Annotated in this window: 19 protein-coding genes; 14 read left to right on the plus strand and 5 right to left on the minus strand. The window is 40.7% G+C overall.

The features are described 5' to 3' along the window. Positions 1-847, minus strand: an 847-nt coding sequence (locus ACTB0Y_RS09110; RefSeq protein ID WP_463206506.1) for an MFS transporter, incomplete at its 3' end; no start/stop codon positions are given. Positions 848-1,279: 432 nt separating this feature from the next. On the opposite strand from ACTB0Y_RS09110, the gene ACTB0Y_RS09115 reads away from it, so the two are divergent. Both ACTB0Y_RS09115 and ACTB0Y_RS09120 read left to right on the plus strand, forming a co-directional pair. Further along, positions 1,280-2,605, plus strand: coding sequence for a sensor histidine kinase (locus ACTB0Y_RS09115; protein ID WP_463206507.1), 1,326 nt, complete (start codon positions 1,280-1,282; stop codon positions 2,603-2,605). 12 nt (positions 2,606-2,617) lie between these two features. Further along, positions 2,618-3,103 (plus strand): hypothetical protein, encoded by a 486-nt coding sequence (locus ACTB0Y_RS09120; RefSeq protein ID WP_463206508.1) that lies wholly within the window; start codon positions 2,618-2,620, stop codon positions 3,101-3,103. Between the two features lie 379 nt (positions 3,104-3,482). On the opposite strand, the gene ACTB0Y_RS09125 is transcribed toward ACTB0Y_RS09120, so the two are convergent. Continuing rightward, positions 3,483-4,073: a thioredoxin family protein gene (locus ACTB0Y_RS09125; protein ID WP_463206509.1), complete on the minus strand. Its 591-nt coding sequence runs from the start codon at positions 4,071-4,073 to the stop codon at positions 3,483-3,485. Positions 4,074-4,084: 11 nt separating this feature from the next. Further along, positions 4,085-4,555, minus strand: a complete 471-nt coding sequence (locus ACTB0Y_RS09130) for a TlpA family protein disulfide reductase (protein ID WP_463206510.1) — start codon at positions 4,553-4,555, stop codon at positions 4,085-4,087. A 265-nt stretch (positions 4,556-4,820) separates the two neighbouring features. Here ACTB0Y_RS09130 and ACTB0Y_RS09135 point away from each other — a divergent pair, with 265 nt between their 5' ends. The 9 genes from ACTB0Y_RS09135 to ACTB0Y_RS09175 all read left to right on the plus strand — a co-directional run bounded on the left by ACTB0Y_RS09135 (position 4,821) and on the right by ACTB0Y_RS09175 (position 14,649). Continuing rightward, the gene (locus tag ACTB0Y_RS09135) at positions 4,821-6,377 is read left to right on the plus strand and encodes a hypothetical protein (RefSeq protein WP_463206511.1); all 1,557 of its coding nucleotides are present in this window, start codon (positions 4,821-4,823) and stop codon (positions 6,375-6,377) included. Between the two features lie 30 nt (positions 6,378-6,407). Beyond that, positions 6,408-7,940 (plus strand): tetratricopeptide repeat protein, encoded by a 1,533-nt coding sequence (locus ACTB0Y_RS09140; RefSeq protein ID WP_463206512.1) that lies wholly within the window; start codon positions 6,408-6,410, stop codon positions 7,938-7,940. 1 nt (position 7,941) lies between these two features. Beyond that, entirely contained in the window at positions 7,942-8,748 is an 807-nt protein-coding gene (locus tag ACTB0Y_RS09145) for an exonuclease domain-containing protein (RefSeq protein WP_463206513.1), read from the plus strand. 10 nt (positions 8,749-8,758) lie between these two features. Beyond that, positions 8,759-9,370 (plus strand): fumarylacetoacetate hydrolase family protein, encoded by a 612-nt coding sequence (locus ACTB0Y_RS09150; protein ID WP_463206514.1) that lies wholly within the window; start codon positions 8,759-8,761, stop codon positions 9,368-9,370. Positions 9,371-9,423: 53 nt separating this feature from the next. After that, entirely contained in the window at positions 9,424-10,191 is a 768-nt protein-coding gene (locus ACTB0Y_RS09155; protein WP_463206515.1) for a menaquinone biosynthetic enzyme MqnA/MqnD family protein, read from the plus strand. 62 nt (positions 10,192-10,253) lie between these two features. Further along, complete coding sequence (locus ACTB0Y_RS09160; RefSeq protein WP_463206516.1) at positions 10,254-11,651, plus strand: NfeD family protein; 1,398 nt, start codon at positions 10,254-10,256, stop codon at positions 11,649-11,651. Beyond that, a complete protein-coding gene (locus ACTB0Y_RS09165; RefSeq protein WP_463206517.1) occupies positions 11,651-12,100 on the plus strand; it encodes a GNAT family N-acetyltransferase in 450 nt (149 codons plus the stop codon). The genes ACTB0Y_RS09160 and ACTB0Y_RS09165 overlap by 1 nt, the downstream gene beginning before the upstream one ends. Positions 12,101-12,124: 24 nt before the next feature. Further along, positions 12,125-13,816 (plus strand): M20/M25/M40 family metallo-hydrolase, encoded by a 1,692-nt coding sequence (locus tag ACTB0Y_RS09170; protein ID WP_463206519.1) that lies wholly within the window; start codon positions 12,125-12,127, stop codon positions 13,814-13,816. 23 nt (positions 13,817-13,839) lie between these two features. Next, entirely contained in the window at positions 13,840-14,649 is an 810-nt protein-coding gene (locus tag ACTB0Y_RS09175) for a hypothetical protein (RefSeq protein ID WP_463206520.1), read from the plus strand. A 66-nt stretch (positions 14,650-14,715) separates the two neighbouring features. On the opposite strand, the gene ACTB0Y_RS09180 is transcribed toward ACTB0Y_RS09175, so the two are convergent. After that, entirely contained in the window at positions 14,716-19,587 is a 4,872-nt protein-coding gene (locus ACTB0Y_RS09180) for a carboxypeptidase regulatory-like domain-containing protein (RefSeq protein ID WP_463206521.1), read from the minus strand. A gap of 320 nt (positions 19,588-19,907) precedes the next feature. Further along, entirely contained in the window at positions 19,908-21,644 is a 1,737-nt protein-coding gene (locus ACTB0Y_RS09185) for a toxin-antitoxin system YwqK family antitoxin (protein WP_463206522.1), read from the minus strand. Positions 21,645-21,798: 154 nt separating this feature from the next. On the opposite strand from ACTB0Y_RS09185, the gene ACTB0Y_RS09190 reads away from it, so the two are divergent. The 3 genes from ACTB0Y_RS09190 to ACTB0Y_RS09200 all read left to right on the plus strand — a co-directional run bounded on the left by ACTB0Y_RS09190 (position 21,799) and on the right by ACTB0Y_RS09200 (position 26,433). Beyond that, complete coding sequence (locus ACTB0Y_RS09190; protein ID WP_463206523.1) at positions 21,799-23,676, plus strand: methylmalonyl-CoA mutase family protein; 1,878 nt, start codon at positions 21,799-21,801, stop codon at positions 23,674-23,676. Between the two features lie 31 nt (positions 23,677-23,707). Next, positions 23,708-25,858, plus strand: coding sequence for a methylmalonyl-CoA mutase (gene scpA / locus ACTB0Y_RS09195; protein WP_463206525.1), 2,151 nt, complete (start codon positions 23,708-23,710; stop codon positions 25,856-25,858). Positions 25,859-26,040: 182 nt separating this feature from the next. Beyond that, entirely contained in the window at positions 26,041-26,433 is a 393-nt protein-coding gene (locus ACTB0Y_RS09200; RefSeq protein ID WP_463206526.1) for a RidA family protein, read from the plus strand. Positions 26,434-26,685: the final 252 nt, after the last annotated feature.

The raw sequence follows: 26,685 nt of genomic DNA on the forward strand, positions 1-26,685 counted from the left end.
TAACCGGTAGCATGATGCGGGCAGGAATATATTTTTCAGCCTTATAGGCGAATATGGCCGTTATGGCCACAGACAGGTTCAGTGCTGTCCACAAAATACCAAACCACTCCAAAGGCAGGTCAATGGATTTAAACCAGGGTTGTATAAACCAGGCCAGTGTGAGGGATGTCATGCCGGCAAAAGATGAAAACAGGATGTAGGCCCTCAGCAGGCGATGCTCGACAAGTGCATAGTGCATGGTTTTGTAAATAGTCCGCATGGATGCTTTTTGAACATGTGCGCTGAGTTTTGGTTCCCATAGCAATAGTGCTGCAGGGATGCCAATGAAAGCTATAATAGCTTGTATTTCAAACGGGAGGCGAAGACTGATCCCGGCCAGAAAACCACCCACGATACCTGCTGCAGCTTCTGAAAAATTGCCCAATGCCGTAATGCGGCCCTCCAGTTTTGCATAATCTCCGGTGCGTTTAGTGCTTTTCAGACTATCGAAAAGCATGGCCGAATCGGCTCCGGAAATGAAACTCATGCTGATACCAATCATGAGTTCGGCAATCACAAAACCGCCAAAGCCGTGAGCAAGCGAATAAGCCACGAAGCCGCCAAAATTGAGTATCGTACCCAGAATGAGGGTTTTGCGCCGCCCAAGCACATCGGCCATGTACCCTGAGGGTATTTCAAGCACCACAACCGTTACCGCGTTAATGGCTTTTAAAAGAAAGATATGCCGCATTTCCAGTCCGTTGTCCTGAAAAAATATTACGATGATGGGCATGAACAACATGAACCACTTCGCAAACTTAATTACGTAGAGCAGAAAAATATTATTGGCTGCACCTCTTTTTATCATATCAGCCGCAAAGATAGATTATCATTGCAAACTTCATGGCGTTTTATATATAATCCATTTTTGTATTTCTACTGTCATATCAAGTATGAAATGACGGGTAAGTTGAAGATATTTTCTTTTTTAGCAAGGTGAAAAATGTACGCATAGCAGAATTCTGTAAGCATTTTTTAACGTCAACTGGTATCTTAGACAACAAACCATAGCTTGGTAAATTTTTTTAGGTCACCTTACATCGCAGTTTATGCCGGTTTTACTTTTGTATGTTTCTCAAATAAAGATATTTACCCTAATAAAACTGTTTCTACAACTAAAATACCTGAATGCTAAGTGTTAATGAAAACTTATTGTTATTTGTAAAGCGAAATACTTTTTGTAATTTAAATTTTTTTAAAAACACTGTAATTTATGCAATGGCCTTCCTTTAAATATTTAATGTCTACACCCTTAAGGAGGGACATCTTTATTATGCTGTTTTTTGGTGGTTTGTCTTTGCTTTTTGGGTCTGTAAAGTTTTATGTGCCCGGTGTAGAAGGCGCTTTTTCAGATTTGAGGGAAATACCCATGATAATCGGGGCATTTCATTTAATAAATCCGGTATTTGCTATTGGGTTGGCTGTTTTTGGATCCCTGAATACGCCCCCGGAGGCTTCTTTTTTATCAACAGCATTGTTTCATTCCATAGCACTTTTAGTTACAACGCTGATTTTTAAATATGTAAAAAGGCAAGGCCCGGGAGCCATTGTTTTATCGCTTTTTGGGTTTTTCTATACTTTCGCCTACTACCTGGTTTTAATTATCCCACTTTTGAATCTTACCGGATATCTTGTTGGGTTTAATTTAGAGTCTGCATTTGTTGACCTATATGAAAGCACCCTTTTCTCATTAAGATTTGAGATGCTTAGCACCTCCATTATTGTAGGACTCTATTTGTTGCAGGAGCGCTTCAGGCAATCTTTGAGGCAATATTCTGAAAGCCTTGAAACCCTGGTAAATGAACGTACCAAGCACCTTGACGAAACAATAAAAGAATTGAAAATCAGGCAGCAACAACTGGTTCAGTCTGAAAAAATGGCTTCTATTGGTTCACTTACTTCCGGAGTGGCTCATGAAATAAATAACCCGCTGAACTTTATCTCAGGAGGTGTTTTTATGCTGGAAAAAATAGATGCCGATTTGCAACAAAATGAGCCGCAAAAAACGAAGGAACAATACGCATCAGCATTGAATATGATAACTTCCGGCTTGTCGCGCATCACTGATGTGGTAAAGGCTTTGGCCTCATTCTCCAGAAGAGCCACTTCCGATGTAAAAGAAACAGACGTACATTCAATTATTGATAATACCCTTTTGTTTATCCATAAAGATATTTCGGATAGTATTAAGATTGACAAAAAATATGAGTTGAGCCGGCATATACCCATTTATCCTGAAAAAATTCACCAGGTGCTCATCAATTTGTTAAACAATGCCTTCTTTGAATTAAATAAGTTGGACGATGAGAATAAAAAAATTGTGATACAAACAAAACAGGTGAACAATAATGCTGTTATTGTCATTTTTAACTCCGGTTCAAGTATATCGGAAGAAAATATGAGCAAGATTTTTGACCCGTTTTTCACTACTAAAAACCCCGATGAAGCCACCGGCCTGGGTTTATCCATCTCATACATGATTGTAAAAGAGCATAATGGCAAAATAACTGCTGAAAATTTGGATGATGGTGTACGATTTACTGTTCAGCTGCCCCTTCAAAAATAATTAATGATATTTATGAATAAATTTTTAAAGTGGATTTCGTATTGTTTTCTTACAGCGTTTGCCTTTTACTGGGGTTCCAATTTATTACTATGGTTTCCCTGGAGTATCAGTCAGTCTTTGGGAATTACATTAATGCTCACCGTGGCTCCCTTACTATGGGTTGTGGCCGTTTACCTGTGTTTGGTCAGGTTCCCCAACAAACAATTGTTTGCCGCAAGCATGTTTGTTGGCATTATTTTTTTATTTGTTGCAGCGGTGCTCGATTACATCTTCTTTGGCTTAATTCGCGGTGCAATGGAAGAATTATACCAAATGTCCACATTTTATGGGTATGCATTTTTGCTGGCTTTGCCCATATTAGAGGTGCTAATCATTCCTAAGCGTATTAAAATGCGTTATCGGAAATTGCATAGACAAAATTTTGTCATCATGTTGAATTTTGGACTTACCGCCTTAGGTATTTTGTTAATTATCATCGAGTTGAATATCACATTCTAGGCTGAAAGGTTTAATTGCCTGTCGCTATTTTAAACCGGGTGAAGATTCCTCTTATGGAAAAGTCGGGGGAGGGTGGTGGTTATTTAATCCGTTTTATAACTTTAATTTTAATACGAATTGTGCGTCTGGACTCCCCTTAGAAAAAAAAGGCAGCGCACAGACGAAAAACCAAAATTCCAAGCTGTCCCCGCCCCCTTATATGGACCAAATGCCTGCAAACCATTTTTTTAGTTTAAAATTAGCAGGGGGGGGGGTAATAAAAACAGGCGCAACAAACGCTATGGTTATTACGCCTGATTAAAAATCGATTTGGTATGATATTACACTATCCACCGTCTCTGCGGCGGCTCTTGTTTTGGGTACTTCCCGTTTCTTATTTTCAATCTTTAATGGAACATCCTATAGCCTTGGTTTCACGCATTGGCGGTTCATTACCTGCCAGTAAGGCATCTACAGCCTTTTCTACATATTTATCATTGACTTTATCGGCTTTTCCCGGGCTGTCGTCAATGGCACCGATGTATTCCAACACAAAATCATTTCCTTTTTTATTCAGTACAAAAACGTGTGGCGTTTTAGTGGCACCAAATTTCTTGTACACCGTTTGCTCCTCATCAAACAGGTAGGGAAATGTAAAACCTTTCTCTTCAGCTCGTACTTTCATCTTGTCAAAAGAATCTTCGGGCTGAATTTTTGGGTCATTCGGATTGATGGCTATTACCGGATATCCTTTCTTTTTGTATTTTTCATCAAGCGCAATAATCCGGTCCTCATTGGCAACGGAATAAGGGCAATGGTTACAAGTGAATATCACGATGACCCCTTTTACATCATCCATCTCGTCTAGTGAGACCATCTTTCCGTCAATGTTTTTGAGTTTAAAATTGTCGACCTTGTCGCCAATTTCGTATCCGTCAGCCATTACAGCTGTAGATATGAGTAAACTGATGGCAAAAAATAGTGTCCGCATAATTATTAGATTTAATTTAACATTTTATCGATATATGTATTCAATTGCTTTGCTGAGATTTTTCCTTCGTGAAAAGTTTTGTTATTGCCACGATATATTACAGTAGCCGGAATGGCACCTGTCCAACTTTCATCAACCAGCGGGATCCATTCATTGGCATTTTCGTCGGTTGTCAAGTAACTATTGAAACTAAATGACCTATTGTCAAGGTAGTTGTTGGCTTTTTCCAGGGCATTTTCCCCAAAATCGAGGCTAAGGAAGTAATACTGTACCGGTTGGCCTCGGTGAGATTTTATACTTTTCTCAAACTCCGGCAACTCTTTTACACATGGTCCACACCAGGTGGCCCAAAAGTTAATCACGTAAACGGTGTCGTTTTGTTTTACAAATTTTTCTTTGAAGTCAGAGTACTTCCAAACGCCCTGAGCATCGAGGCTCAGGCCCAAAAGCATAAATATTGATATGTGTATAAAATACTTCATCATCTTTTATTTTTACAAACACATTGTAATGCAGAAGGTTTATTGTTTATTTTGTATTTTTTCAAATTACTGTCCGGATATTTTTTTGAAGTTTTGAAATATATTTGTGCGTTGTGCGTCAGCGAATGGTTAATAAAACCCACAAAAAAACTTTATTACATCATAAACTGTTATCTATCTGTCAAAAGAACAGGTAAAACCACGTGCTTTTTTTTATATTGTGGCAGGAAACTTATAAATTTGCTTAAAATTAAACCGGGAACAAATGCACAAGCGACTAATATATTACTTTTCAGTAGCTTTCTTTCTCTTTGTCAACACTTTGTCAGCACAAGATCCTGAAATGGAACTGATACGCAAATATGCGGAGAATAGCTTTGAAAGTGGCGATTATGAATTTGCATTAGAGAATTACCTCAAATTGTATGAAAACAACAAAGAGGATATCAATATTAATTTCCGGCTTGGTGTCTGTTATACCAAAACCAACGACAATAAAACAGGCGGTATTCCTCATTTGGAATATGTGGTGAGCCACAATAACTTTCCAACAGATGCATATTATTACCTTGGAGAGTCGTATATGTATGCTTATCGCTTTACAGAAGCTGTTGAGGCATTTTATGAATACAAAATCAGTGGATTAAATGATGAACTTCTCGCCCAGGCCGACCGCAAAATCATGATGGCCGACAATGCCCTTCAGTTTATTACGGTGCCTGTAAAAGTAGATTTTGAAAGGTTAGATTCCACCGTGAACTCTACAATGAATGATTACAGACCGTTTGTTATTGATGAGGGAGAGCGCTTAATTTTTAGCTCTGACTACCGCTATATAGATGAACTTGAGGTTTATATTTCAGATATTTACATTACCGAACGAAAGAAAGATAACTGGGAACAGGCTGAGTTTTGGGAAGAAAATAGTTATGAACATGAAGAAATTGTTGGGGTATCGCCCGACTGGGATAATTTTGCCATATATTCCAATGGTGATTATTCTACTCATGACATCTCATTTGGCAATATTAAAAGACGCGGCATTGAGCGGGCCGGGAAGGGATTCCCTACTGACAAAATTAATACACGCGATTTTGAGCATGGTGCAACTCTTAATAAAGAGGGAAATGTAATTTATTTTGCGAGCAACAGGCCCGGAGGTTTTGGTGGTTTTGATATTTATAAGATTAAAAAAGATGAAAACGACAAATGGGGAGAGCCCGAAAACCTTGGTGCAGTGATTAATACAGAATTCGATGAAAATTTCCCGTCACTTTCGCAAGATGAACAAACACTCTATTTTTCAACACAAGGGCATGCAAGTATTGGTGGTTATGATCTTTTTCAGGCCACCTACAACGCAGAGGAAGACAAATGGGCTGGTGTAAGGACTCTGGGTGTGCCCATTAACACACCTTATGATGAAATGGGTATATCATTCGAAGTTGATGGAGAAGTTGGATACATGGCTGCTAACCGTAAAGAAGGTTTGGGTAAAATGGATATCTACCGTGTAGCAATCGATGCAGATGCACCACCAACAATTATCCAAGGTTCATTAATGGTAGGAACCGAAGGTACCGCTGAACCTTATTCCGATGAATACAACAAAGTTTTTATAACCCTATACGACAAATTTGGAAATGTATATTCCAGGTACGAAGCGCAAGAAGGTGGAACTTTCTTTGCTACCATACCACCCGGGGAATATACACTGGAAATATACATCGACGGATCTGATTATAAATATACCGAGGACATGAAAATCCTCGATACAGGTGAAGATCAGATCTTACCTGAGACCTATTACATACGGCCCTAATGGTCAATTTGCTCATCTTAATTGAGATTTATGAGACATTTAGCAATAATATTTATAGCCCTAATTTTGGCTTTAGGTTCATATGCACAGGACCCATTAAGGGAAGCTGATGCATTTTTTGATGAGGGTAACTTTAAAATGGCGCTTGAAAGTTATAAAAAGGCGCTCAAAAAAGATTCAGCAAATGTAGAACTCAGGCACAATATGGCTATATGTATGCTCAGTCTTAATATAAACCGAAAACCTGCAATTCCCCATCTTGAATGGGTCGTAAAACAGGACAAATTTGATGCGTACGCCTGGTTCGATCTTGCCAAAGCTTATCATTTCAATCACCAGTTCGATAAAGCCATGGCCAATTATAAAAAATACTTAAAAGTTGGGAAAGATGATGAGTTTATTAAAATGGCAGAAGTAAGTATTAAGCAATGTGAAAATGCCAAAGAGCTTATTGCCAAACCTATTGATGTGACTTTTCATTTGCTTAACAAAGATATCAATACGGAAAATAATGAGTTCCAACCCTATATTCCTCCCGATGAATCTACACTGGTTTATACTTCCGATGAAAAATACGATAGCCGCTACAAAATCCATATCAACAACATTTTTATATCAGAAAATGAAAATGGGAAATGGGACAGGCCTAAAACCGTTGGTGTGGTTAATTCACAAGAAGATGAGTTTGTTTCCGGGTTAGCTGCCAATGATAAATACCTTTTTATTAAGGTAAGGCGATATGAGGCTTTTGATGATATCTTTATGGCCGAAAAAAATGGAGACAGAATAAGCAGACCCGAAGATCCGGGAGAGCCCGTTAATACCGCCGCTGTGGAAAGTGGCGCAACATTAAGTTTTACAGGCGATACGCTTATTTTTGCATCTGACCGCGAAGGCGGCATGGGAGGCCTTGACCTCTGGATGGCTATGCGACTACCAAATGGTAATTGGGGTAAGCCCGTTAATCTTGGGGAACCGGTGAATACACCTTACGATGAAGATTATCCCCACATAATGGCAGATGGAAAAATCATGTTTTTTAGTTCAAACGGGCCCAATAGTATGGGCGGATTTGACGTGTTCAAAACAAAGCTGAACCCTGATGCTTCAAAGTGGTCGACCCCACGCAATTTTGGCTATCCGGTAAACAATACATACGATAATCTTACCATTGCCATGTCGCGGAACTACCGTTACGCCTATGTTTCTGATGTGCGTAAAACCGGTGTGGGAGGTATGGACATATATCGAGTGGTATTTAATCAAACTGATGCCAATATTTTTCTGCATAGAGGAATATTTGTAAACGCCAACGATTCTATTGTGGATATTCCGGTGAAGGAGATGCCCGAAATTAAAGTAATTAATAAGGAGAGTGGAGAGTTGTTTGGTAAGTACCAATACAATAACACCAAACAACAGTTTTTACTGGCATTACCGCCCGGACGTTATCAACTTCAGGCCGATTTTAATGGTTATAAACCGGCAAAACGTGATATCTTTGTACCCGATTTGTTGGAACAAAAAGTATATGACCTTAAAATACAGTTAGAAGCAGAATAGTATGGAATTAAATCTACAGAAACCAATTGTTTTTTTCGACCTCGAAACAACTGGTATCGACATTGTAAACGATCGCATTATTGAGTTTTCTTTCATTAAGATTCACCCGGATCAAAGCGAAGAAAGCTGGACACAGCGCGTAAACCCCGGTGTGCCCATCCCACCTCAAACTACTGAGATACATGGAATAAAAGATGAGGATGTGGCAGATAAACCCTTTTTCAAAGATGTGGCCCGAAAAGTGGCGGCTTTTATTGAAGGTTGCGATTTAGCCGGGTTTAACTCAAATAAATTTGATATCCCAATGTTGGCCGAAGAGTTGGCACGGGCCGATATTGATGTTGACCTAAAAAAAATGCGCCATATAGATGTCCAAACCATTTTTCATAAAATGGAACAGCGAACACTCGAGGCAGCATATAAGTTTTATTGTGAGAAAGACCTTACCGAAGCCCATACCGCAGAGGCAGATACACGAGCAACTTATGAAGTGCTTAAAGCGCAGCTCGATCGGTATCGCGATGTTGAATTCAAAGATAAAACAGGGCATATTTCACAGCCCGTTGTGAATGATATAGATCAGTTGGCTAAGTTTTCATCGCAAAACCGCAACGTTGACTTTGCAGGAAGGGTTATTTATAATAACAACGGAGTGGAAGTGTTTAATTTCGGGAAATATAAGAATGTGCCGGTTGAGGAGGTTTTTCAAAAAGACCCCGGTTATTATTCATGGATATTGAACAGTGATTTTCCCTCGTATACCAAGCGTGTACTGACAGCTATTAAACTCAGAAAAATGATGCAGTAAATTTCATATTATGAAGATTATCGCCATAGGAAGAAATTATATCAAGCATGCAAAGGAGATGAAAAGCGAAGTGCCAGCAGAACCCGTATTTTTCATGAAACCGGAAACAGCACTTCTAACCAAAAACCAACCTTTTTATTATCCTGAGTTTACTAAAAATCTTCACTACGAACTCGAAATAGTGATAAAAATTAATCGGGTGGGAAAACATATTCCCAAAGAATTTGCCCACCGCTATTATAATGAAATAGCACTTGGAATAGATTTTACAGCACGTGATGTGCAGGCCAATGCTAAGGAAAAAGGGTTGCCATGGGAAAAGGCCAAAGCATTCGACCATTCTGCTCCCATAAGCCCATTTTTCGATAAAGCTGATTACAAATCAGTCAACGATCTGGATTTTATGCTGAAGAAAAATGATGAGGTGGTACAAAAAGGGAATACATCCGACATGATTTTCCCTGTAGATCAGCTGATAGCGTATGTATCGCAATTTGTTACACTGAAGATCGGAGATCTGATATTTACCGGCACGCCCGAAGGCGTGGGCCCCGTGAAGGTTGGTGATACATTAACAGCCTGGCTTGATGGCGAGCACGTATTAACAGTCCCGGTTAAGTAAATCAATTATTGATTTCTCTGCCAACCTCATTTATAAACCATGAATATTCTGCAGTGCAAAAAAAACTAAAAATATCTATTGTATCATACACCAATACTTTACCTTTTCGTATAGGAATTGAAACAAGTCCCATTTTTCAGCAAAAGGCTCATATAACCTACGACAACCCGGCAACCTGTGCAAAAAAAGTTATCAATGATGAGGCTGATATCGGTCTTATTCCGGTAGGAGTGTTATCGCAAATGGCTGAATATCACATTATAGGAGACTACTGCATAGGGGCAAAGGGTAAAGTTGATACTGTTAAACTTTATGGGAATGTGCCGGTAGAAGAGATGGAGTCTATTGTGCTCGATTATCAAAGTGGAACATCGGTAAAACTGGTTCAGTTACTCGCAAGTGAATATTGGCATATTCAGCCAGAATTTGTGTGTGGAAGAGAAGGGTTTGAACAAAGAGATATCGCAGGTAAACAAGGAGGCGTCGTCATTGGAGACCGCACATTTGCACTCGATAACCAATTTCCCTACAGCTATGATCTCTCTGAAGTTTGGTTACAGCACACAGGTTTACCTTTCGTCTTTGCTGTTTGGGTGAGTAGCAAGCCATTACCACAGGATAAGATCATATTATTTAACCGTGCGCTGGATGAGGGAATCAAACGAATAAAACAAATAGCGAGAGAATATCAGCATTTAGTACCTCAGGAGATAGATCTTGACACATACCTCACCAACCGTATCGACTATAATTTTGATGCTGATAAACACAAAGCCATGAGTCTGTTTTTGAATTATCTGAAAAACAATACCAGCAGCTGATAGGCTTATCTGTTTTGTTGGTTATTTTTGTATCTTTCGGGTTGTTTTTAAGACATAAAGTTATGAGGCAAATTAAGCTGTTTATTTTTTCGGTTCTACTGACGCTTGTCGGTATATCTTATGGGCAGGATACTACACTGGTTTATGTGTACGACATTAACCAGGAAATAGGTCCCGAAGCCTGGCGCAATACTCAAAATGCATTTAATGAGGCGCAAAAACATGATGCTGATCTTGTTCTGATTCATATGAATACCTATGGCGGTTTGGTTACTGCTGCAGACTCAATCCGGACAAAAATTTTAAATTCTGAAATTCCCGTTTGGGTTTTTATTGATAATAATGCTGCTTCTGCAGGTGCTTTAATATCTATTGCCTGCGATAGTGTTTATATGCGGCCCGGCGCTAATATGGGTGCTGCTACAGTGGTCAATCAGTCCGGGAAAGCAATGCCCGATAAGTATCAGTCATTTATGAGAAGCATGATGCGCTCCACTGCAGAGTCGCATGGCAAAGACACTACAATAACCCCGGAAGGAGACACCATTATTAAGTGGCATCGCGATCCGGCTATTGCAGAAGCAATGGTCGACCCCAGGCTCAAAGTAGAAGGGGTAATCGACAGTGGCAAAGTAATTTCATTTACTACAAGCGAGGCTATTAAGTATGGTTTTGCCGAGGCTGAAGCTGAAAATATTGCAGAGGCGCTCGATAAAGGTAATATCAATAAATATACGATTGTAAAACAGCGGCTCTCAACAACTGATAAGATCATCAATTTTTTGATCAATCCATTTGTGCACGGCATCCTCATTATGATAATTATTGGGGGGCTCTATTTTGAATTACAATCTCCCGGCATCGGCTTTCCATTGGCAGCTGCTGCCCTTGCCACTTTACTTTACTTTGCTCCGCTTTACTTAGAGGGTATTGCAGAAAACTGGGAAGTGCTGATTTTTATAGGTGGAATCGTGCTGATTATGGTTGAGATATTTGTAATTCCGGGGTTTGGCGTTGCCGGTATCAGTGGTATTGCTATGGTGATAACCGGACTTACACTGGCCATGATTGATAATCTTGAATTTCAAATGAACCCGAATTATGTAGATACCGTAATGCAATCATTGGCCGTTGTAGTTATATCATCTTTCCTGGCTTTTGTTGGCGGTATTTGGGGAAGTAAAAAATTATTCGACAATTCATTTTTGCCCGGGTTAGCCTTAAATAATGTGCAAGAAACAGAGGATGGGTTTTCAAATGTGGAATCGAGTTTTCGCAACATGACCGGAAGAAAAGGTGTTGCTGCTACTATGCTGCGACCATCGGGTACCGTAGAGATTGATGAAGAACATTATGATGCTCGTGCAGAAACAGGTTTTATTGAAGTCGGTACAAGAATTGTGGTCGTAAGAACATCATCTTCTCAGCTTTATGTAGAACCTGAAGATATGGAGGATTAATGCTAAAAACGGATGTTGTACACTATCAGCAAGGCGATTATTCAGAGATAAACGAATTATGGAAACAACTGGGCCTGGGTGGCGCTGAGCGTGGCGATGATGCCCAGGTTATTGAACGGACCCTCAACCACGGAGGGGCCTTTTTTATTATGCGGCTGGCAGAAAAACTTATAGGCACTGCATGGATCACAAGCGACTACCGCAGGTTATATCTACACCACATGGGTATTGATGCTGAATACCAAAATAAAGGTTTGGGCTTTAAATTGCTGAAGCATTGTATTCAATGGGCCAGAGAACAGGGGCTCCAGCTCAAGCTCGAGGTTAATCCGGCCAACAAAGGCGCTGTTCATTTGTATGAAAAATCAGGGTTTAAACGGTTAGGTGATTACGATGTTTATATTATTCGTGATTTCCGGGATATCCCCGAACATATACTAAATTTCTGATTGACAGAACTTAAATTTTTAATTATGCGATATTTTATTTTTACGCTAACGCTTTTATTATTAGCTCAATTTTCGCTAATAGCTCAAAATATTGAAACCGGTGAAAAGGTACTCAGATATTTGGCCGACGATAAGCTTGAAGGCCGATCCCCGGGTACAAAAGGAAGTGAGATGGCTATAGATTACCTTGACGAATTTTTCTATAAACAGTGGATGGGCAAATTCTCATTTGGGTATCAGCAGGAGTTTGAAATAGAAACAGATATTGAAATAACCCGTGAAACCACATTGGAACTTGGAAACAAAGAGGCTAAATTAAATACTGATTTCAAACCCTTTGTTTTTAGTGCAGAAACATCCGTAAAAGGAGAAGTAGTTTATGTGGGGACATCTCTACAAAATACTGAGGTCAATATCCAGAATAAATGGGTGTTGATGTATGTTGACAATGAGCCTAATAAGACGCCACCCCTAAGGGCTCTGATTTCTGACGTTATTGCTGCACGCAAAAAAGGTGCTGTTGGAATTTTAGTAGCTGCCAGAAACGATTTAACAGCAGAAAGTGAGTATTACCCTTTTAACTTTAACCGGTCTGTTGTTTCAGTTGATTTGCCGGTATTACAACTTTCACGTGAATACCTGCAAAAAGTTATTGAACAGGCAGGTCTCAGCCTTCGACAATTACGCAAAAAAGATGTTGCTAAAATAAACAAACAATTGAATCCATTGGAGGCTATTGTGGAAGTGGACTTTGACCGCATAGCCACAAAAACAGCCAATGTTGCTGCTTATATAGAAGGCTCTGAATCCAATGAGTGGATTGTGGTGGGAGCACACTACGATCATCTTGGGTATGGCGGACACGGCTCCGGTTCCCGTGCCCCGGATGAGCATGCTGTGCATAATGGTGCAGACGATAATGCCTCTGGTGTGGCCATGGTAATGATGCTTGCGGAATATTACAAAGACCATCCTCCGAAAAGTAACATGGCATTTGTGCTATTCAGTGCCGAAGAAATGGGAATCATCGGTTCCAAATATTTTGTCGCTAACCTGCCTTTTCCGAAAGAAAAAATTAAAGCTATGGTTAACTATGATATGGTTGGACGTGTGGAAGATTCTGCTCTGAGTATCAGTGGTGTCAAAACTGCCCGGGAATTCGAAGCCCTGTTAAAACAATGGCATCGTGAACCCCTGAAGTTGGAACTTGGTGGAGGCGGTTATAGTGGATCTGACCAGGCTTCATTTTATGCTGAAAATATTCCGGTGCTTTTCTTTAATTCGGGTTTGCACGACGATTATCATACCCCGGATGATGATGTGGATAAAATTAACTTTCAGGGAATGGAGTGGGTAGCTGGTTTATCGGTAAAACTTCTTGACTCCCTTGCGAATCCGGATTTCGATCTAAATTTTTCCAAAGCAAAAATTAAGCAGAAGGGGCGCTATGGGCAAACCATGAAGGTTAAAATGGGCATTATGCCCGATATTGCAGGAACAACCAAAAACGGTATGGGCGTTGATGGTGTAAGTGCCGGTGGGCCAGCTGATAAAGCAGGTCTGAAAAAAGGCGATGCAATTATTGAAATTGATGAAACCCAGATAAAAAATATTTACGATTACATGCACCAACTTGGTGAGCTGAAGAAAGGGCAGAAGGTTAAAATTAAGGTGCGGCGTGATAATGAAATTATCGAACTTGCTGTTCAGTTCTAATTGACTATAAAAATTCGTTAAAAATGAAAAAAGTAATAATATGGGTGGCTGCCCTGGCTATAACATTATCAGCAGCCATTTACCAGCGTGCAACCGGTCCCACATATCCATTGAAGGTTAATACTGAGTTGGCTGGCAAAAAATTTGATTTCAAACTAACAAGGAGTGCCTCAATTGGCGATGGCTGCACAGTAGAAATCCCAAAGAGTGATCATTTTGACAAGGCCGAAATAGTTTTTCGGAAACACCCAGGTAATTTTCAATTTGACACATTAAAGATGCAATTATCATCTGAAGGCTGGCAGGTTCAGCTACCCGTGCAGCCAGCTGCGGCCAAATTAGAATACTATGCAGTGCTCAAAAATGAGGAAAATAAGGTTTTATATCAAAACAAACAGAATACTGCAGTGGTACGGTTCAAAGGTGATGTTCCCAAATATATTTTGGTGCCGCACGTCATAGCAATGTTTTTGGCCATGCTATTCAGTACCGCTGCAGCATTAATGGCCATATTTAAAATAGGGAACTTCAGACTAATAGCCTATATTACCCTTGGGTTGCTGATTGTTGGGGGACTTATTCTTGGGCCCATTGTTCAGTATTATGCTTTTGGCGATGCCTGGACAGGTTGGCCCGTTGGACAGGATTTAACTGATAATAAGTTGCTTATTACAGTGTTGGCATGGGTTGGAGCTGTGCTGCTAAACTTTAAAAAACCGCGGAAGTGGGCCGTTATTGTGGCCGCAATAGTCTTGTTGGCCGTTTACAGTATTCCTCACTCGGCTCGCGGGTCAGAGTATAATTATGATACAGGTAAAGTACAAACAGGTTGATATGTGAAAAATTGTGCATAAAAAAAACCGCCGGATTTCGGCGGTTTTTTTTGTGGCATATGGTAATTATTCAATAATAATTGATTTGGTGACAACTTTATTATCAGAAGATAATCTTATGAAATAAACACCCTGGGCGCTATTTCCAAGATCTATTTCTGTGTTATCAGTGAACTGATTGCTATAAACAACCTGGCCAACACTATTTAGAACAGTGATTGTGTATTGACCGTCACTACTTACGTTAATAACACCCTGAGATGGATTTGGATATACCCGTAATGCTTGGTTTTGAGCATCATTCAATCCAACCGGTGTCATGTTCATTGTAATTGCCATAGGTGCTCCGGCTACATCAAATGAGCCTTCGTAGTTATAGTAATCTGCCAATGTTGCAACATAACTATAGGTACCGTTGGTAAGATCAATAACAGCCTGACCATTTACATCTGTTGTGAGTATGTATTGGTCGTTGATGTTTATTTCTACACCCTCAAGCGGAGTAGCACCGTCATACATGGCCTCGAAAGTTACTGTATATTCGGCTTCAACCATTGTAATGGTCTCTGTAATCGATAGCGCATCTACCATAATAGTACCGCTCACATCATTATATCCGGCCATTGTGATTGTGTAAGAATGCTCTCCTGCGGGCATCATCATAGATGCATGACCATCGACATTTGTCATGTAGTCATTTCCTTCCATAGTTACCATGGCACCTTCAAGGGCATTTCCACCTTCATCTTCAACAATAAAAGTAACTTCTCCCTGTACATCAAAATCAATACTCACAACATTACTTTCGCCAGATTCATATACACTTTTAACACCGGCAGTATGCGTGCCCAGTGTTAGGTCAGTGAACTGATAAGTGCTATCTGTTATGCCTGTGGCAACAGGTGTTGTCATATCGTTGAGGTATACACTGTAACTTTGAAATGCTTTGTCATTATCTGATTTCTTGGAAGTAGCCAGATAATCCAGAATTTCCATTAGTAGGTCACCCCTGATTTGTTCATCAGTTACTGAAGCAAATGAGCCAGACCAGAAAACAGTATTGCTATTTTGAATTGCAACTAATCCTTCAGGAGCTGTTGTAATTGTGAGCATGTCCATAGCATTGTGGTCTGTAATTTGATCAGTTGTCAGACCTTCTTTTGCAGCAGTGGTATAAATATCATCACATGTAAATGTAAATCCTTCAGCAAGCGAACCTGTTGCACCTTCATGAACAAGTGATTCTCCACCATCTTGCCACCATACATCTTGTGCTACAGAAACCACACCAAGGTAGTCATACGGGAACTGGCCAGCGCTGAATGTGTAAGTATCAGCCTGCGAGTAAGCATCCCATATGTAATCTTGTGATGATAAGAACAATTTGCCTCCACCATCAAGGTAACTTGCCAGATTGGTTTCATCTGTACTTGTAAGGGTTTGGCCATTTTGCCAACCTTCACCTGTAAACCAAATTATGGCATCAAATTGCTCCATTGTAGCAAGATCTGGGCCATTAAAGGTGGTTGCATCGGCTTCATAATAGGTGTAATCTAATTCATTTGCATCTAATACTGGTTGTACATACGCCCAGTCATCAGTGAAATCTACAGCATTACTGGCATCATGGTCAACGACCAAAATAGAGCCACTAAAACTACCGTTCCATGAAAAGTTTACATTAGCGCTGTCCTGTTCAACCATTAACCCGAATGGTTCAACGATGGTTTCAATTAATTCAACATTCATTGATAAGCCTGGGTCTTCAATAACAATTGAATCAGCTGTGTATGTATCGAAACCTGGTTTTTCTATCATCACATCATAAACACCTCTCCATACTGAATCGAATACAACACCTGTAGCATCGGCTGTGAGTGTGTAAACATGTTCCGGATCGCCATCCTGATTGGTTAAATTAACAACTGAACCTGTAGCGTCTTCTGATGCATTTGTGGTGATATTTACAGTGTAATCAACTGTCATATCTTTCGCCAGTACATTAGAGAGTGTCGGATCTGACAAAACACTGTTTGTGTAGTTTGCTACTACCGCATACTGATATAGGCCATATGTTTGAGTTGCCCAGTCTGTATCCGTAAATGAAGTGTCAATAACATTTGTTCCTACTTCTATCCAGTCAACCATATCCTGACCTTCTTCCAACCTGTACACGGTGTAGTCAATAAGTTCCTTGTTGTTAGATAAAGCACTAAATACAGGATCTTCTGTTACTACCGGCTCATTGGTAATCATCTTAAGATCATGGGTTATTTCACCACTGTTATTATTTGCTATTGCAGGAGAGGCACTGGTTTTACCCATATCATAACCATAGGCTCTAATCATAAATGGTTTTTCCAATGATGGATCTCCAAGGCTTTCAATAGTATTGAAAGTTCCTGTTGTATAGTCTGTGCTATAGTAATGTGTATTGTCTGTGTATGGATAATCTACATCAGGGTCAGTTGTTCCCAATCCAGCAAATCCTGCATAGCTGATAGCAATCATAAAACCATTAGGCGCATCAACCGGATCTGCCAGTGTATGCACGGTCCAGTCCATATCTGTATTGGGCACTGCCATGGCAGAGTACAACACATTGCTTGTTGGTTGTCCGCTTCCATCCAGATCAAATATAAATACATTTACTGTATTGTGTGGTCCGCCCTCAGCGGTTGTAAACCAGCTAACTTCGTGAAGTTGCGCATTAACTCTGTGCACAGATCCAAGCACTGTATTGTCGGTTCCTGAAGCATTCCCCAGCTGTCCGGTTTGTATGCCATTGTCATAGCGGAATTCAACTGGGATTAATGAACCGGGTTCCATCCATGTAACAACTGCCTCATCAGATGGGTTTATCACGGCATTTACATTTGTTGCAGGATAAGGAATTTCTTCCAGCACAACATCAACGCCAGTGAGGTCCCCGTCTACAACGGTAATGGTATCCTGATAAGTTGTATAACCAGGATATGAAACAGTCATCAGATAATCCCGGGTTCCGCCATAAACATCATTTATAGTAAATACGCCACTTGCATCGGTAGAGTCCAGATAAGTGTCATATCCATCTAATGTTACAGCAGCACCTTCGATACCGGTACCCAGATCACTTGAGGTAATGGTTCCACTTACTGAATAAGTAGGAATGGGATCAATGGTTGCATCAGCTACAATAGTGTCTTCTTCTATAACTGTAACACCTGTAAGGGTGGTGGTTTCATAACCAAACTTACTGAATTCCACATCGTATGTGTCGGGTATCAGATACGGGAAAATATATTCACCTGCCGCATCTGTAACAGTGGAAGAGTATGATCCTACAATCTGAACATTGACACCTTCGATCGGAGTACCTGAACTTGTAACGGTTCCTGTAAGGCCACCCAGTCCGGCTGTAGAAAAGAATAATGTTGTATTAGGTACCCAACTTATTACATCGCCATCAACTCCGGAAAGATCATCTGAAAATTCAGTGTCGGAGTTGTATTCCATGGTACAATTGGATCCAGGAATTTCAGTTCCATAAAACTCATCGCTTGAAGAGTGATATTCGTCTTCATAAACCCTGTATGTGTAAATCACCAAATTTCCGCCACCATAGATGTACGGGGTTGACAGTGGAATAGGAATAATGTTCCTTCCTGCCGGGAAACTCACTGTGTCATCATAAACAAGAACCAATGATGCAGGGTCGATCCATCCACCATCCATAGTGGTTTGGTCGGTTTCGCCAATCCATATTTTTACTGGTCTTCCTTCTGCAAGGTCGGTTGCGAAATTATTTTCATAAGCGATTGTTTCAAGTATACCTCCGCTTATTCCCAACTGTTCTGGCGTGTAAATGGTTTGTGAAGCGCTGTTTTTATAGTAGAAATCAAATGGAATTCTGGCTGGTGGAAATGTTTCGTCTGTTCCAACCTGAGCAGTCCATACACCACTTGGCTGAATAAGTAATTCCATTATTTCGGTTTCGTTATCTGATGGATCCGCGTCATCGGTGTAATCGATCACCCCTTTAATTCCAATAGTGTCCGGAATTGGGGGTGTATAAGCTATTGAAACTGTATCAATTGTAGCAGGGTCAATATCTACTCCGCTAACAGATCCGAGTACTGAATTATCAGCCGTGTCAACCAAATTAACGGTATAATCAGCGCCGGCTACAGCCTGGGTTCCAATGTTTTCAAAGATGATGTCAAATGAGGTTTCTTCCCCCTCTGTAGCAAATGGGTTACCGGCCAGATCTAAAGCTTTAAGGTTAGTGGGATCCGGTTCAAATATCAATACATTGTCAATTCCAACGTACCATGCCCACGAATCAGCATCATCGAATATAAATTTAACCTGACAAGCTGCATTCATATATGCGCTAATGTCAATAGACACCCTTTCGGCTTCAGTTGCTGATCCATGATCTTCATCCCATGTTAGTATATTTTGCCAGTCGGTACCGTCAAATACTTCAACAGCAAAATAATCTCCACCGCCAGCAGTGATGTCGTTATAACGCGCATCAAATTCGAGTTTCATGCCAGCTGCCCCAGAACAATCAAATACTGGTGTTATTAATTCACCGGCTGTAAGATTACCTGAGCCATTAGCATCGCTGTCGATAATGGCAAATCCCGTAAATGGGAAGTGGCCATCTGTCTCGGTCCAGAACCAGCCGGGAAGAGTTCCTGCTCCCGTATTGTTAATGGTCCAGGTATCCGGAATTACAGTGTCAAAAGTTTCTGATAAATAGTCTACTTTTGACTTGATGGTTTTATTGGATTTAAACGGGACAAAGAAATTCTTGTTCAAATCCTGTTTTTCCCCTTTCACCATTTCTTTTTTATCGAAATGGTTCACAATTTTTCCGTATTGCTGCGCACTCGCAGAAAATGAAAGTACACAGAATACCATTAGTAATGATAAAAGTCTGTTTTTCATCGTAATTAAATTTAGTTAGTGAGTTAAAATTTGCTGTTCATTTAGTATAAATAGCTGTTACCCTGATTCACAAAAACCATAAGGTTTTGATAATTACAATGCTCAAGGTAGAGAAAAAAATGACAAATGTCAATTTTTTTCTCGCATTTTTTGTTGTTAGAAATAGCGAGTCTTGACTAAGGAATGTGTAAAATATAGTGCAGAGGCTTAGCATAAACAATAGCCACTAAGCAGGATTGCTCTTTACTTAACCCTGTTGTAGTGGCTATATCTGTATTAGTTATAATGCTTTTTTAATTAGGTGGAAATATAGGTGGTTATTATTTTTTTTGGGTCGTTTTATTGACCTTGGTTTTCACAAGTTTGTTATCCTTAAAAACAGCTTCATAAATAACCTCACCATCTGGTTTCATGTATTTTATGGTCCCGTGTTTTTTTCCGTCTTTGAAGTTTTTTATACTCTCCACAGTACCATACTTATAGCGGGTAGTCCATTGTCCATCGGGGCGGCCATTTTTGTAGTTTTCTTCCCTTATGATTAATTTCGGGTTTCGTAGATCATAATATAGCCATTCGCCTTCTTTTTTACCATCAAGGTAGGTGCCCGATACAGTTAGTTTTCCGTTTTCCTGCCAGCTTTTAAATGGTCCGTTCAAAGTGCTGTCTTTGAATGTTTTTAATAGTTTCTTATTCCCATTTTCATACCAGTACATGGCTTTCCCCTCATTAATATTGTTACTGTAGTTTACAGCGTATGATTTTTGCCCGTTTTCGTACCAACCTTCCCATAATCCATTCATTTGTCCATTCAGAAATGTGCCTTTATGCTTCAGCTGTCCGTTTTGGTACCATGTTTTCCATACACCGTTTTCAGTTCCATCTGAGAATATACCCTTTTTAAAGATGCTTCCATCTTCGTAATAGTATTGCCATAAGCTGTCTTTAACCCCCATATCATAAAATCCGGTTTTCCAGACAGCGCCGTTGCTGTACCACCATGTCCACTGTCCATCCATATGGCCTTTTTTATAATAGCCTTCATTCCCTTTCTGGCCATCGGTTCGGTAAAAAGTCCATTTGCCATGCTGCAAGGAGTCCTTAAAGTGGCCTTCCATATCTAAGGAGCCATCTTCAAAATACCATTCTGCATCGCCATCGGGTCTTCCGTTTTTAAACTGCATTTTACGCTGCAGGTCCCCATTTTTATTGTATTCCCTTAGCTCTCCATGGTATTTGTCATTTTTAAATTCGGCCATGCGCAGCAATTGTCCATCGGGTGTCCAAAAGGTCCACTTTCCCTCTCTCTGACCATCTTCAAGTATTCCAATCATGCGTTTCTGGCCATTTTTATACCATTCTACATTCTTACCCGATTGGTAGTTATGACGACTCATTTTCTCTCCTGTGCGAAACCATTGCATCCATTCGCCTACCTGTTCGCCCAGTTTATACTGTCCTTCACTTTTTTTGTTGCCATTGCTGTACCAGGTTGTCCAACTGCCGTGTGGCAGGCTATCTTTGTACATACCCTTCTCGGCCGGCTGTTGTTCATTGTAGTAGGTGATGAATTTTCCATTACCGCCTTCTACTATTTGTTCTCCTTGCTTATTCCAGTAGCTTACAAGGTAAGGTTCCCCTTCTTTGTAATAGGTTTCAATTTTTTTACTACCATCTTTGTAAAACTGCGTCCAAAGACTGTCTTTCTGGTTGTTTTTATAATAGCCTGTTATTTCTTTTGTCCCGTCATTATACCAGGCCTTATATTCACCTGTTCGGAGACCATTCGTAAAATTTCCCCGGTTCTCAATTTGACCATTATCATAATAATAAATAACCTCTCCGTGTACAAAGCCTTTTTTAAATTCTGTAACCTGAATAAGTTTTCCTCGTTTGTCAAAGTATTGCCAGCGGCCATGTTCAAATCCGTTTTTCATGTTACCCTTCATGGCTATATTGCCATTTTTCCATTTTTTTTCTACAGACCTGATTTGGGCATCTACCGGATTGATATTAAGGAAGATTGATACAGCGAAAATGATAAAGAAAATACGGTTCATGATGACAAGTTTAAAATTGTATGGTGCGAATTTACCCAAAATGCCCATAATGCCGAAAAAAATTTCTGGCATTTATGACGAAAAACATGATAAAAAGCATTCCAGATGTGGCAAAAACACTATACATTTGCAATCTAATTAAAAACAGCCACTTATGTCAAAAGCCAACGAAACAACAAAGTTGTCTGAACAGTTTCCTCCTATTTCGAAAGAAAAATGGATGGAAAAAATTGCTGCGGACCTTAAGGGTGCCGATTACAATAAAAAACTTGTATGGCACACACAGGAAGGGTTCGATGTAGAACCGTTTTACAGAGAAGAAGATTTAAAAGAATTGGCCTATTTGGATTGTAATCCCGGCGAATTTCCTTTTGTCAGGGGAAATAAAATCCAGGATAACGATTGGCTGATTCGCCAGGATATTGATGCAACCGATGTCAAAAAAGCCAATACAGAAGCATTAAAGGTGCTTAATAAAGGCGTAGAAGCACTGGGCTTTAAGTTTGGCGAGGAGCAAAAGGTTACTCAAAAAGATTTTGAAATATTGCTTCAGGATATTTGCCTCGAGGCTATTGAAGTTAATTTCATAGTACCTCACGATGCCTTAAATATTGCTGGTTTATTCCTTGATTATGCAACCAAAAACAAGAAAAAGCCTGAAGAGCTGCGTGCTTCAATAAATTTTGATCCCGTTGGCCACTTTGCACTTTACGGGAGATTTTGCGATGATGAGCAAAAATTATTCGATGAGACCAAATCACTTATCGAAAAAACCAATCAGGCCCCTGCGATAAAACCAATTACTGTACACAGTAATTATTTCAAAAATGCCGGGGTAACCATTGTAGAGGAATTGGGTATTGCGCTGGCCATGGGAAGCGAATATCTTGCTCGGTTAACCGATGCAGGACTGAATGCTACTGATGTAAATGCCAACCTGAAGTTTCATTTTGGCGTGGGCACTAATTATTTTATGGAGATTGCCAAATTCAGGGCTGCGCGTTATATGTGGGCGCAAATTGCAAATAAGTACGGGATTGATAAACCCAATTGCAAGATGCATATCCATGCACAAACCAGTACCTGGAGCATGTCGGTATATGATCCTTATGTAAATACTTTACGTACTACAACAGAGGCCATGTCGGCCACATTGGGTGGGGTGGAATCATTGACAGTTGACCCTTTTAATTTCTATGAAAAGGCAACAGTGCAATCTGAACGTATCGCGCGCAACCAACAAATTATACTGAAAGAAGAATCGTATTTTAAAAAGATAGTTGATCCGGCAGGGGGTTCATATTATATTGAAACATTAACCCACAAATTAATTCAGGAAGCCTGGAAAGTATTCGTGAAAATTGAGAACGAAGGTGGTTTTGTAACTTCATACAGAATAGGAGATTTCCAGAAACGCCTAAGTGATACTGTAATAAAACGGGCCGGGCAAATTGCATTGCGCAAAGAGAAATTCCTTGGTACTAACGAGTTTCCCAACTTTGACGAAACCAAAGAAAACATGCCGGCAGAACTATTCGAAGCCAAAGACTACACAGCCGATAATGCCGAAACCCAGGGATTGGTTATTTATCGTGGTCCGCAGGAGTTCGAGCGCATGCGTTACCGTACAGATACATGGGCTAAAAACCATAAGCGCCCTAAAGTATTTATGCTAACCTATGGCAATTTGGCCATGCGTCTTGCCCGCTCACAATTTTCGCAGAACTTTTTTGCCATGGGAGGTTTTGAAACCATCGATAACCATGGTTTCGAATCAGTCGAAGAGGGTGTTAAAGCTGCCATAGATAAGGAAGCCGATATTGTGGTATTGTGCAGTTCAGATGATGAATATCCGAACATTGCGCCCGAAGCTGTTAAGTTGCTTGATGGAAAAGCTGCTGTTGTAGTAGCCGGATATCCAAAAGACAGCATAGAGCATCTCAAAGAAGCTGGTGTGAAGCATTTTATTCACATCAAATCAAATGTGCTGGAAACACTTGAGCACTTTCAAAAACAGCTTGGACTATTGTAATCGTGGATTTAAACACTGAAATCAGAAAATTATGAGACCAAAATTTAACGATATAGACCTGACAAAAAATACGTCAGAAAAGCCAACAGGAAAGACCTGGCAGGATGCACATAATATTAAACCCAATTGGGACACTCCGGAGAAAATTCCTGTAAAAGGGGTGTATAGCAAAGATGATTTGGCCGGAATGGAGCACCTTAATTATGCTGCCGGACTGGCGCCATATCTCAGAGGGCCTTATTCGGCCATGTATGCCATGCGTCCATGGACCATTCGTCAGTATGCCGGTTTCTCTACTGCTGAGGAATCCAATGCCTTTTATCGCCGCAATCTTGCAGCCGGTCAAAAGGGACTTTCAATTGCCTTTGACCTGGCTACGCACCGTGGCTACGACTCTGACCATGAGCGCGTAATGGGTGACGTTGGTAAAGCCGGTGTTGCAGTGGATTCTATTGCCGACATGAAAATTTTGTTCGATGGTATCCCATTAGATAAAATGTCTGTTTCAATGACGATGAATGGAGCTGTTTTGCCCATTATGGCATTTTACATTGTTGCCGGAATGGAGCAGGGCGCGAGCCTTGAGCAACTTTCGGGAACTATACAGAACGATATCCTGAAAGAGTTTATGGTGCGTAATACCTATATTTATCCACCGGAATTCAGTATGCGCATTATTGCTGATATTTTCGAGTTTACCTCGAAGAATATGCCTAAGTTCAATTCAATTTCCATTTCCGGGTACCATATGCAGGAGGCAGGAGCTACAGCTGATATTGAGATGGCTTATACATTGGCAGATGGTTTGGATTATATCCGAACAGGTATCAATGCCGGCATGGAAGTCGATAAATTTGCACCACGGCTATCATTTTTCTGGGCCATTGGCATGAACCATTTTATGGAAATTGCCAAAATGCGCGCTGCCCGTATGATTTGGGCTCAGCTGGTAAAACAGTTCGACCCGAAGAATCCTAAATCTATGGCATTGCGTACACACTCGCAAACTTCAGGATACAGCCTGCAGGAGCAGGATCCGTTTAACAATATTGCACGTACAGCCGTAGAGGCCATGGGCGCTACATTGGGTCATACGCAATCGCTGCACACCAACGCACTTGATGAGGCTATAGCCCTGCCAACCGATTTTAGTGCACGTATTGCCCGAAATACGCAGTTATATTTGCAAAATGAGACCCAAATTACCCGTGCGGTTGACCCATGGGCAGGTTCCTATTACGTGGAATCGCTCACCCGTGATTTGTATAACCGGGCATGGGAACATATCAATGAAATTGAAGGCATGGGCGGAATGTCCAAAGCTATTGAGACCGGAGTTCCCAAGATGCGTATTGAAGAAGCTGCAGCACGTAAACAGGCACGCATCGACAGTGGCCGCGAAACCGTAGTTGGTACCAACAAGTATCGGCTCGATAAAGAGGACCCGATTGAAATACTTGAAGTGGACAATACAGCCGTAAGAAAATCGCAGATTGAGCGATTGGAGAAATTGCGTGCTGAGCGAAATAATGAGGAAGTCGAGCAGGCATTGAATGCCCTCACCAAATGTGTCGAAACAGGAAAAGGTAATTTGCTTGAACTTTCCATTGACGCCGCTAAGAAGCGTGCCACCCTTGGAGAGATATCCCAGGCATGTGAGAAAGTTGTAGGACGTTATAAAGCAGTAATTAGATCTATTTCAGGCGTGTATTCATCAGAATCTAAAAATAGCAGCGACTTTGCCAAAGCCAAAGAGCTGTGTAGTAAATTTGCAGAGCAGGAGGGCCGTCAGCCTCGTATTATGATTGCGAAAATGGGGCAGGATGGCCACGATCGTGGTGCAAAAGTTGTAGCCACCGGATATGCCGATATTGGCTTTGATGTTGATATTGGTCCGCTTTTCCAAACACCGGAAGAAGCTGTGCGCGATGCCATTGAAAATGACGTGCATATTTTGGGTATTTCATCACTGGCAGCCGGACATAAAACACTTGTGCCGGCCGTAATGGAAGAGCTGAAAAAGCATGGGCGCGAGGATATTATGGTTATTGCCGGTGGTGTGATTCCACATCAGGACTATGATTTCCTATACAGTGCAGGTGTGGCAGCCATTTTTGGACCTGGAACATCGGTTCCCAGAGCTGCTGTCGACATGCTGAATATCTTGTTGGACGAAGCGTAAAATAAGTTTTATAAGATATGGCTAAAGCCGTTTCCGTGAGGAAGCGGCTTTTGTTAATGCTCAGAGTTAATAGTTACATTGAATAGAATGAGTAAGGAGCTGGTTTTTTGTATGATGTATGATTTTTAGTAACTTAAGCAATCAAATCGGTGTTAGTACCGTTTAATAAAAAAACCAACACCATGAATCGTAAGCAAATCAGTTCAGGCAGCACATTTGAGAAACAAGTTGGGTATTCCAGGGCCATTGTTGATGGCAACTGGGCCTTTCTGGCAGGAACAACCGGCTATAACTACGAAACAATGACCATTTCGGACGATATCGTTGAGCAAACCGAACAATGCCTCAGGAATATTGAATCGACCCTGAAACAGGCCGAATTTAACTTAAGGGATATTGTGCGGGTTACCTACATTCTACCCGATAAAAGTGAATTTGAAAAATGTTGGCCCATGCTTCGAAAATACCTGGGAGAAATACGTCCTGCAGCCACCATGATCTCGGCTGGTCTGGCCACCGACGAAATGAAAATTGAAATAGAAGTTACTGCTTTAAAGCAATCGGAGTGGTTTTGATTTGAATAGCGCAGGACGACACAAATCGACATACATAAAAAAGCCACCGATTTCTCAGTGGCTTTAGTGTCATCTAAGCGGTCTGGACGAGACTCGAATCCCGCATTGCCGAAATTTTCAATTTCGCTAGCAATGCGCGGACTCACGCAAAGTAAGTCAAATCAAAGATTTGAGACTTTACGGAGTCCCGCTTCGCGAGGATCCTCATAGAATGACGAAAATTACAAATTTTCTATTCTATGGGACTACGCT

Source organism: Salinivirga sp. (assembly GCF_055145285.1).

Bases quoted from the DNA above. Each gene is read 5' to 3' on its own strand.
- ACTB0Y_RS09165 (WP_463206517.1), top strand. From the start codon at position 11,651: ATGCTAAAAACGGATGTTGTACACTATCAGCAAGGCGATTATTCAGAG.
- ACTB0Y_RS09145 (WP_463206513.1), top strand. From the start codon at position 7,942: ATGGAATTAAATCTACAGAAACCAATTGTTTTTTTCGACCTCGAAACA.
- ACTB0Y_RS09130 (WP_463206510.1), bottom strand. From the start codon at position 4,555: ATGAAGTATTTTATACACATATCAATATTTATGCTTTTGGGCCTGAGC.
- ACTB0Y_RS09190 (WP_463206523.1), top strand. From the start codon at position 21,799: ATGTCAAAAGCCAACGAAACAACAAAGTTGTCTGAACAGTTTCCTCCT.
- ACTB0Y_RS09175 (WP_463206520.1), top strand. From the start codon at position 13,840: ATGAAAAAAGTAATAATATGGGTGGCTGCCCTGGCTATAACATTATCA.
- ACTB0Y_RS09115 (WP_463206507.1), top strand. From the start codon at position 1,280: ATGTCTACACCCTTAAGGAGGGACATCTTTATTATGCTGTTTTTTGGT.
- ACTB0Y_RS09185 (WP_463206522.1), bottom strand. From the start codon at position 21,644: ATGAACCGTATTTTCTTTATCATTTTCGCTGTATCAATCTTCCTTAAT.
- ACTB0Y_RS09135 (WP_463206511.1), top strand. From the start codon at position 4,821: ATGCACAAGCGACTAATATATTACTTTTCAGTAGCTTTCTTTCTCTTT.
- ACTB0Y_RS09200 (WP_463206526.1), top strand. From the start codon at position 26,041: ATGAATCGTAAGCAAATCAGTTCAGGCAGCACATTTGAGAAACAAGTT.
- scpA (WP_463206525.1), top strand. From the start codon at position 23,708: ATGAGACCAAAATTTAACGATATAGACCTGACAAAAAATACGTCAGAA.
- ACTB0Y_RS09160 (WP_463206516.1), top strand. From the start codon at position 10,254: ATGAGGCAAATTAAGCTGTTTATTTTTTCGGTTCTACTGACGCTTGTC.
- ACTB0Y_RS09150 (WP_463206514.1), top strand. From the start codon at position 8,759: ATGAAGATTATCGCCATAGGAAGAAATTATATCAAGCATGCAAAGGAG.
- ACTB0Y_RS09125 (WP_463206509.1), bottom strand. From the start codon at position 4,073: ATGCGGACACTATTTTTTGCCATCAGTTTACTCATATCTACAGCTGTA.
- ACTB0Y_RS09140 (WP_463206512.1), top strand. From the start codon at position 6,408: ATGAGACATTTAGCAATAATATTTATAGCCCTAATTTTGGCTTTAGGT.
- ACTB0Y_RS09120 (WP_463206508.1), top strand. From the start codon at position 2,618: ATGAATAAATTTTTAAAGTGGATTTCGTATTGTTTTCTTACAGCGTTT.
- ACTB0Y_RS09170 (WP_463206519.1), top strand. From the start codon at position 12,125: ATGCGATATTTTATTTTTACGCTAACGCTTTTATTATTAGCTCAATTT.
- ACTB0Y_RS09180 (WP_463206521.1), bottom strand. From the start codon at position 19,587: ATGAAAAACAGACTTTTATCATTACTAATGGTATTCTGTGTACTTTCA.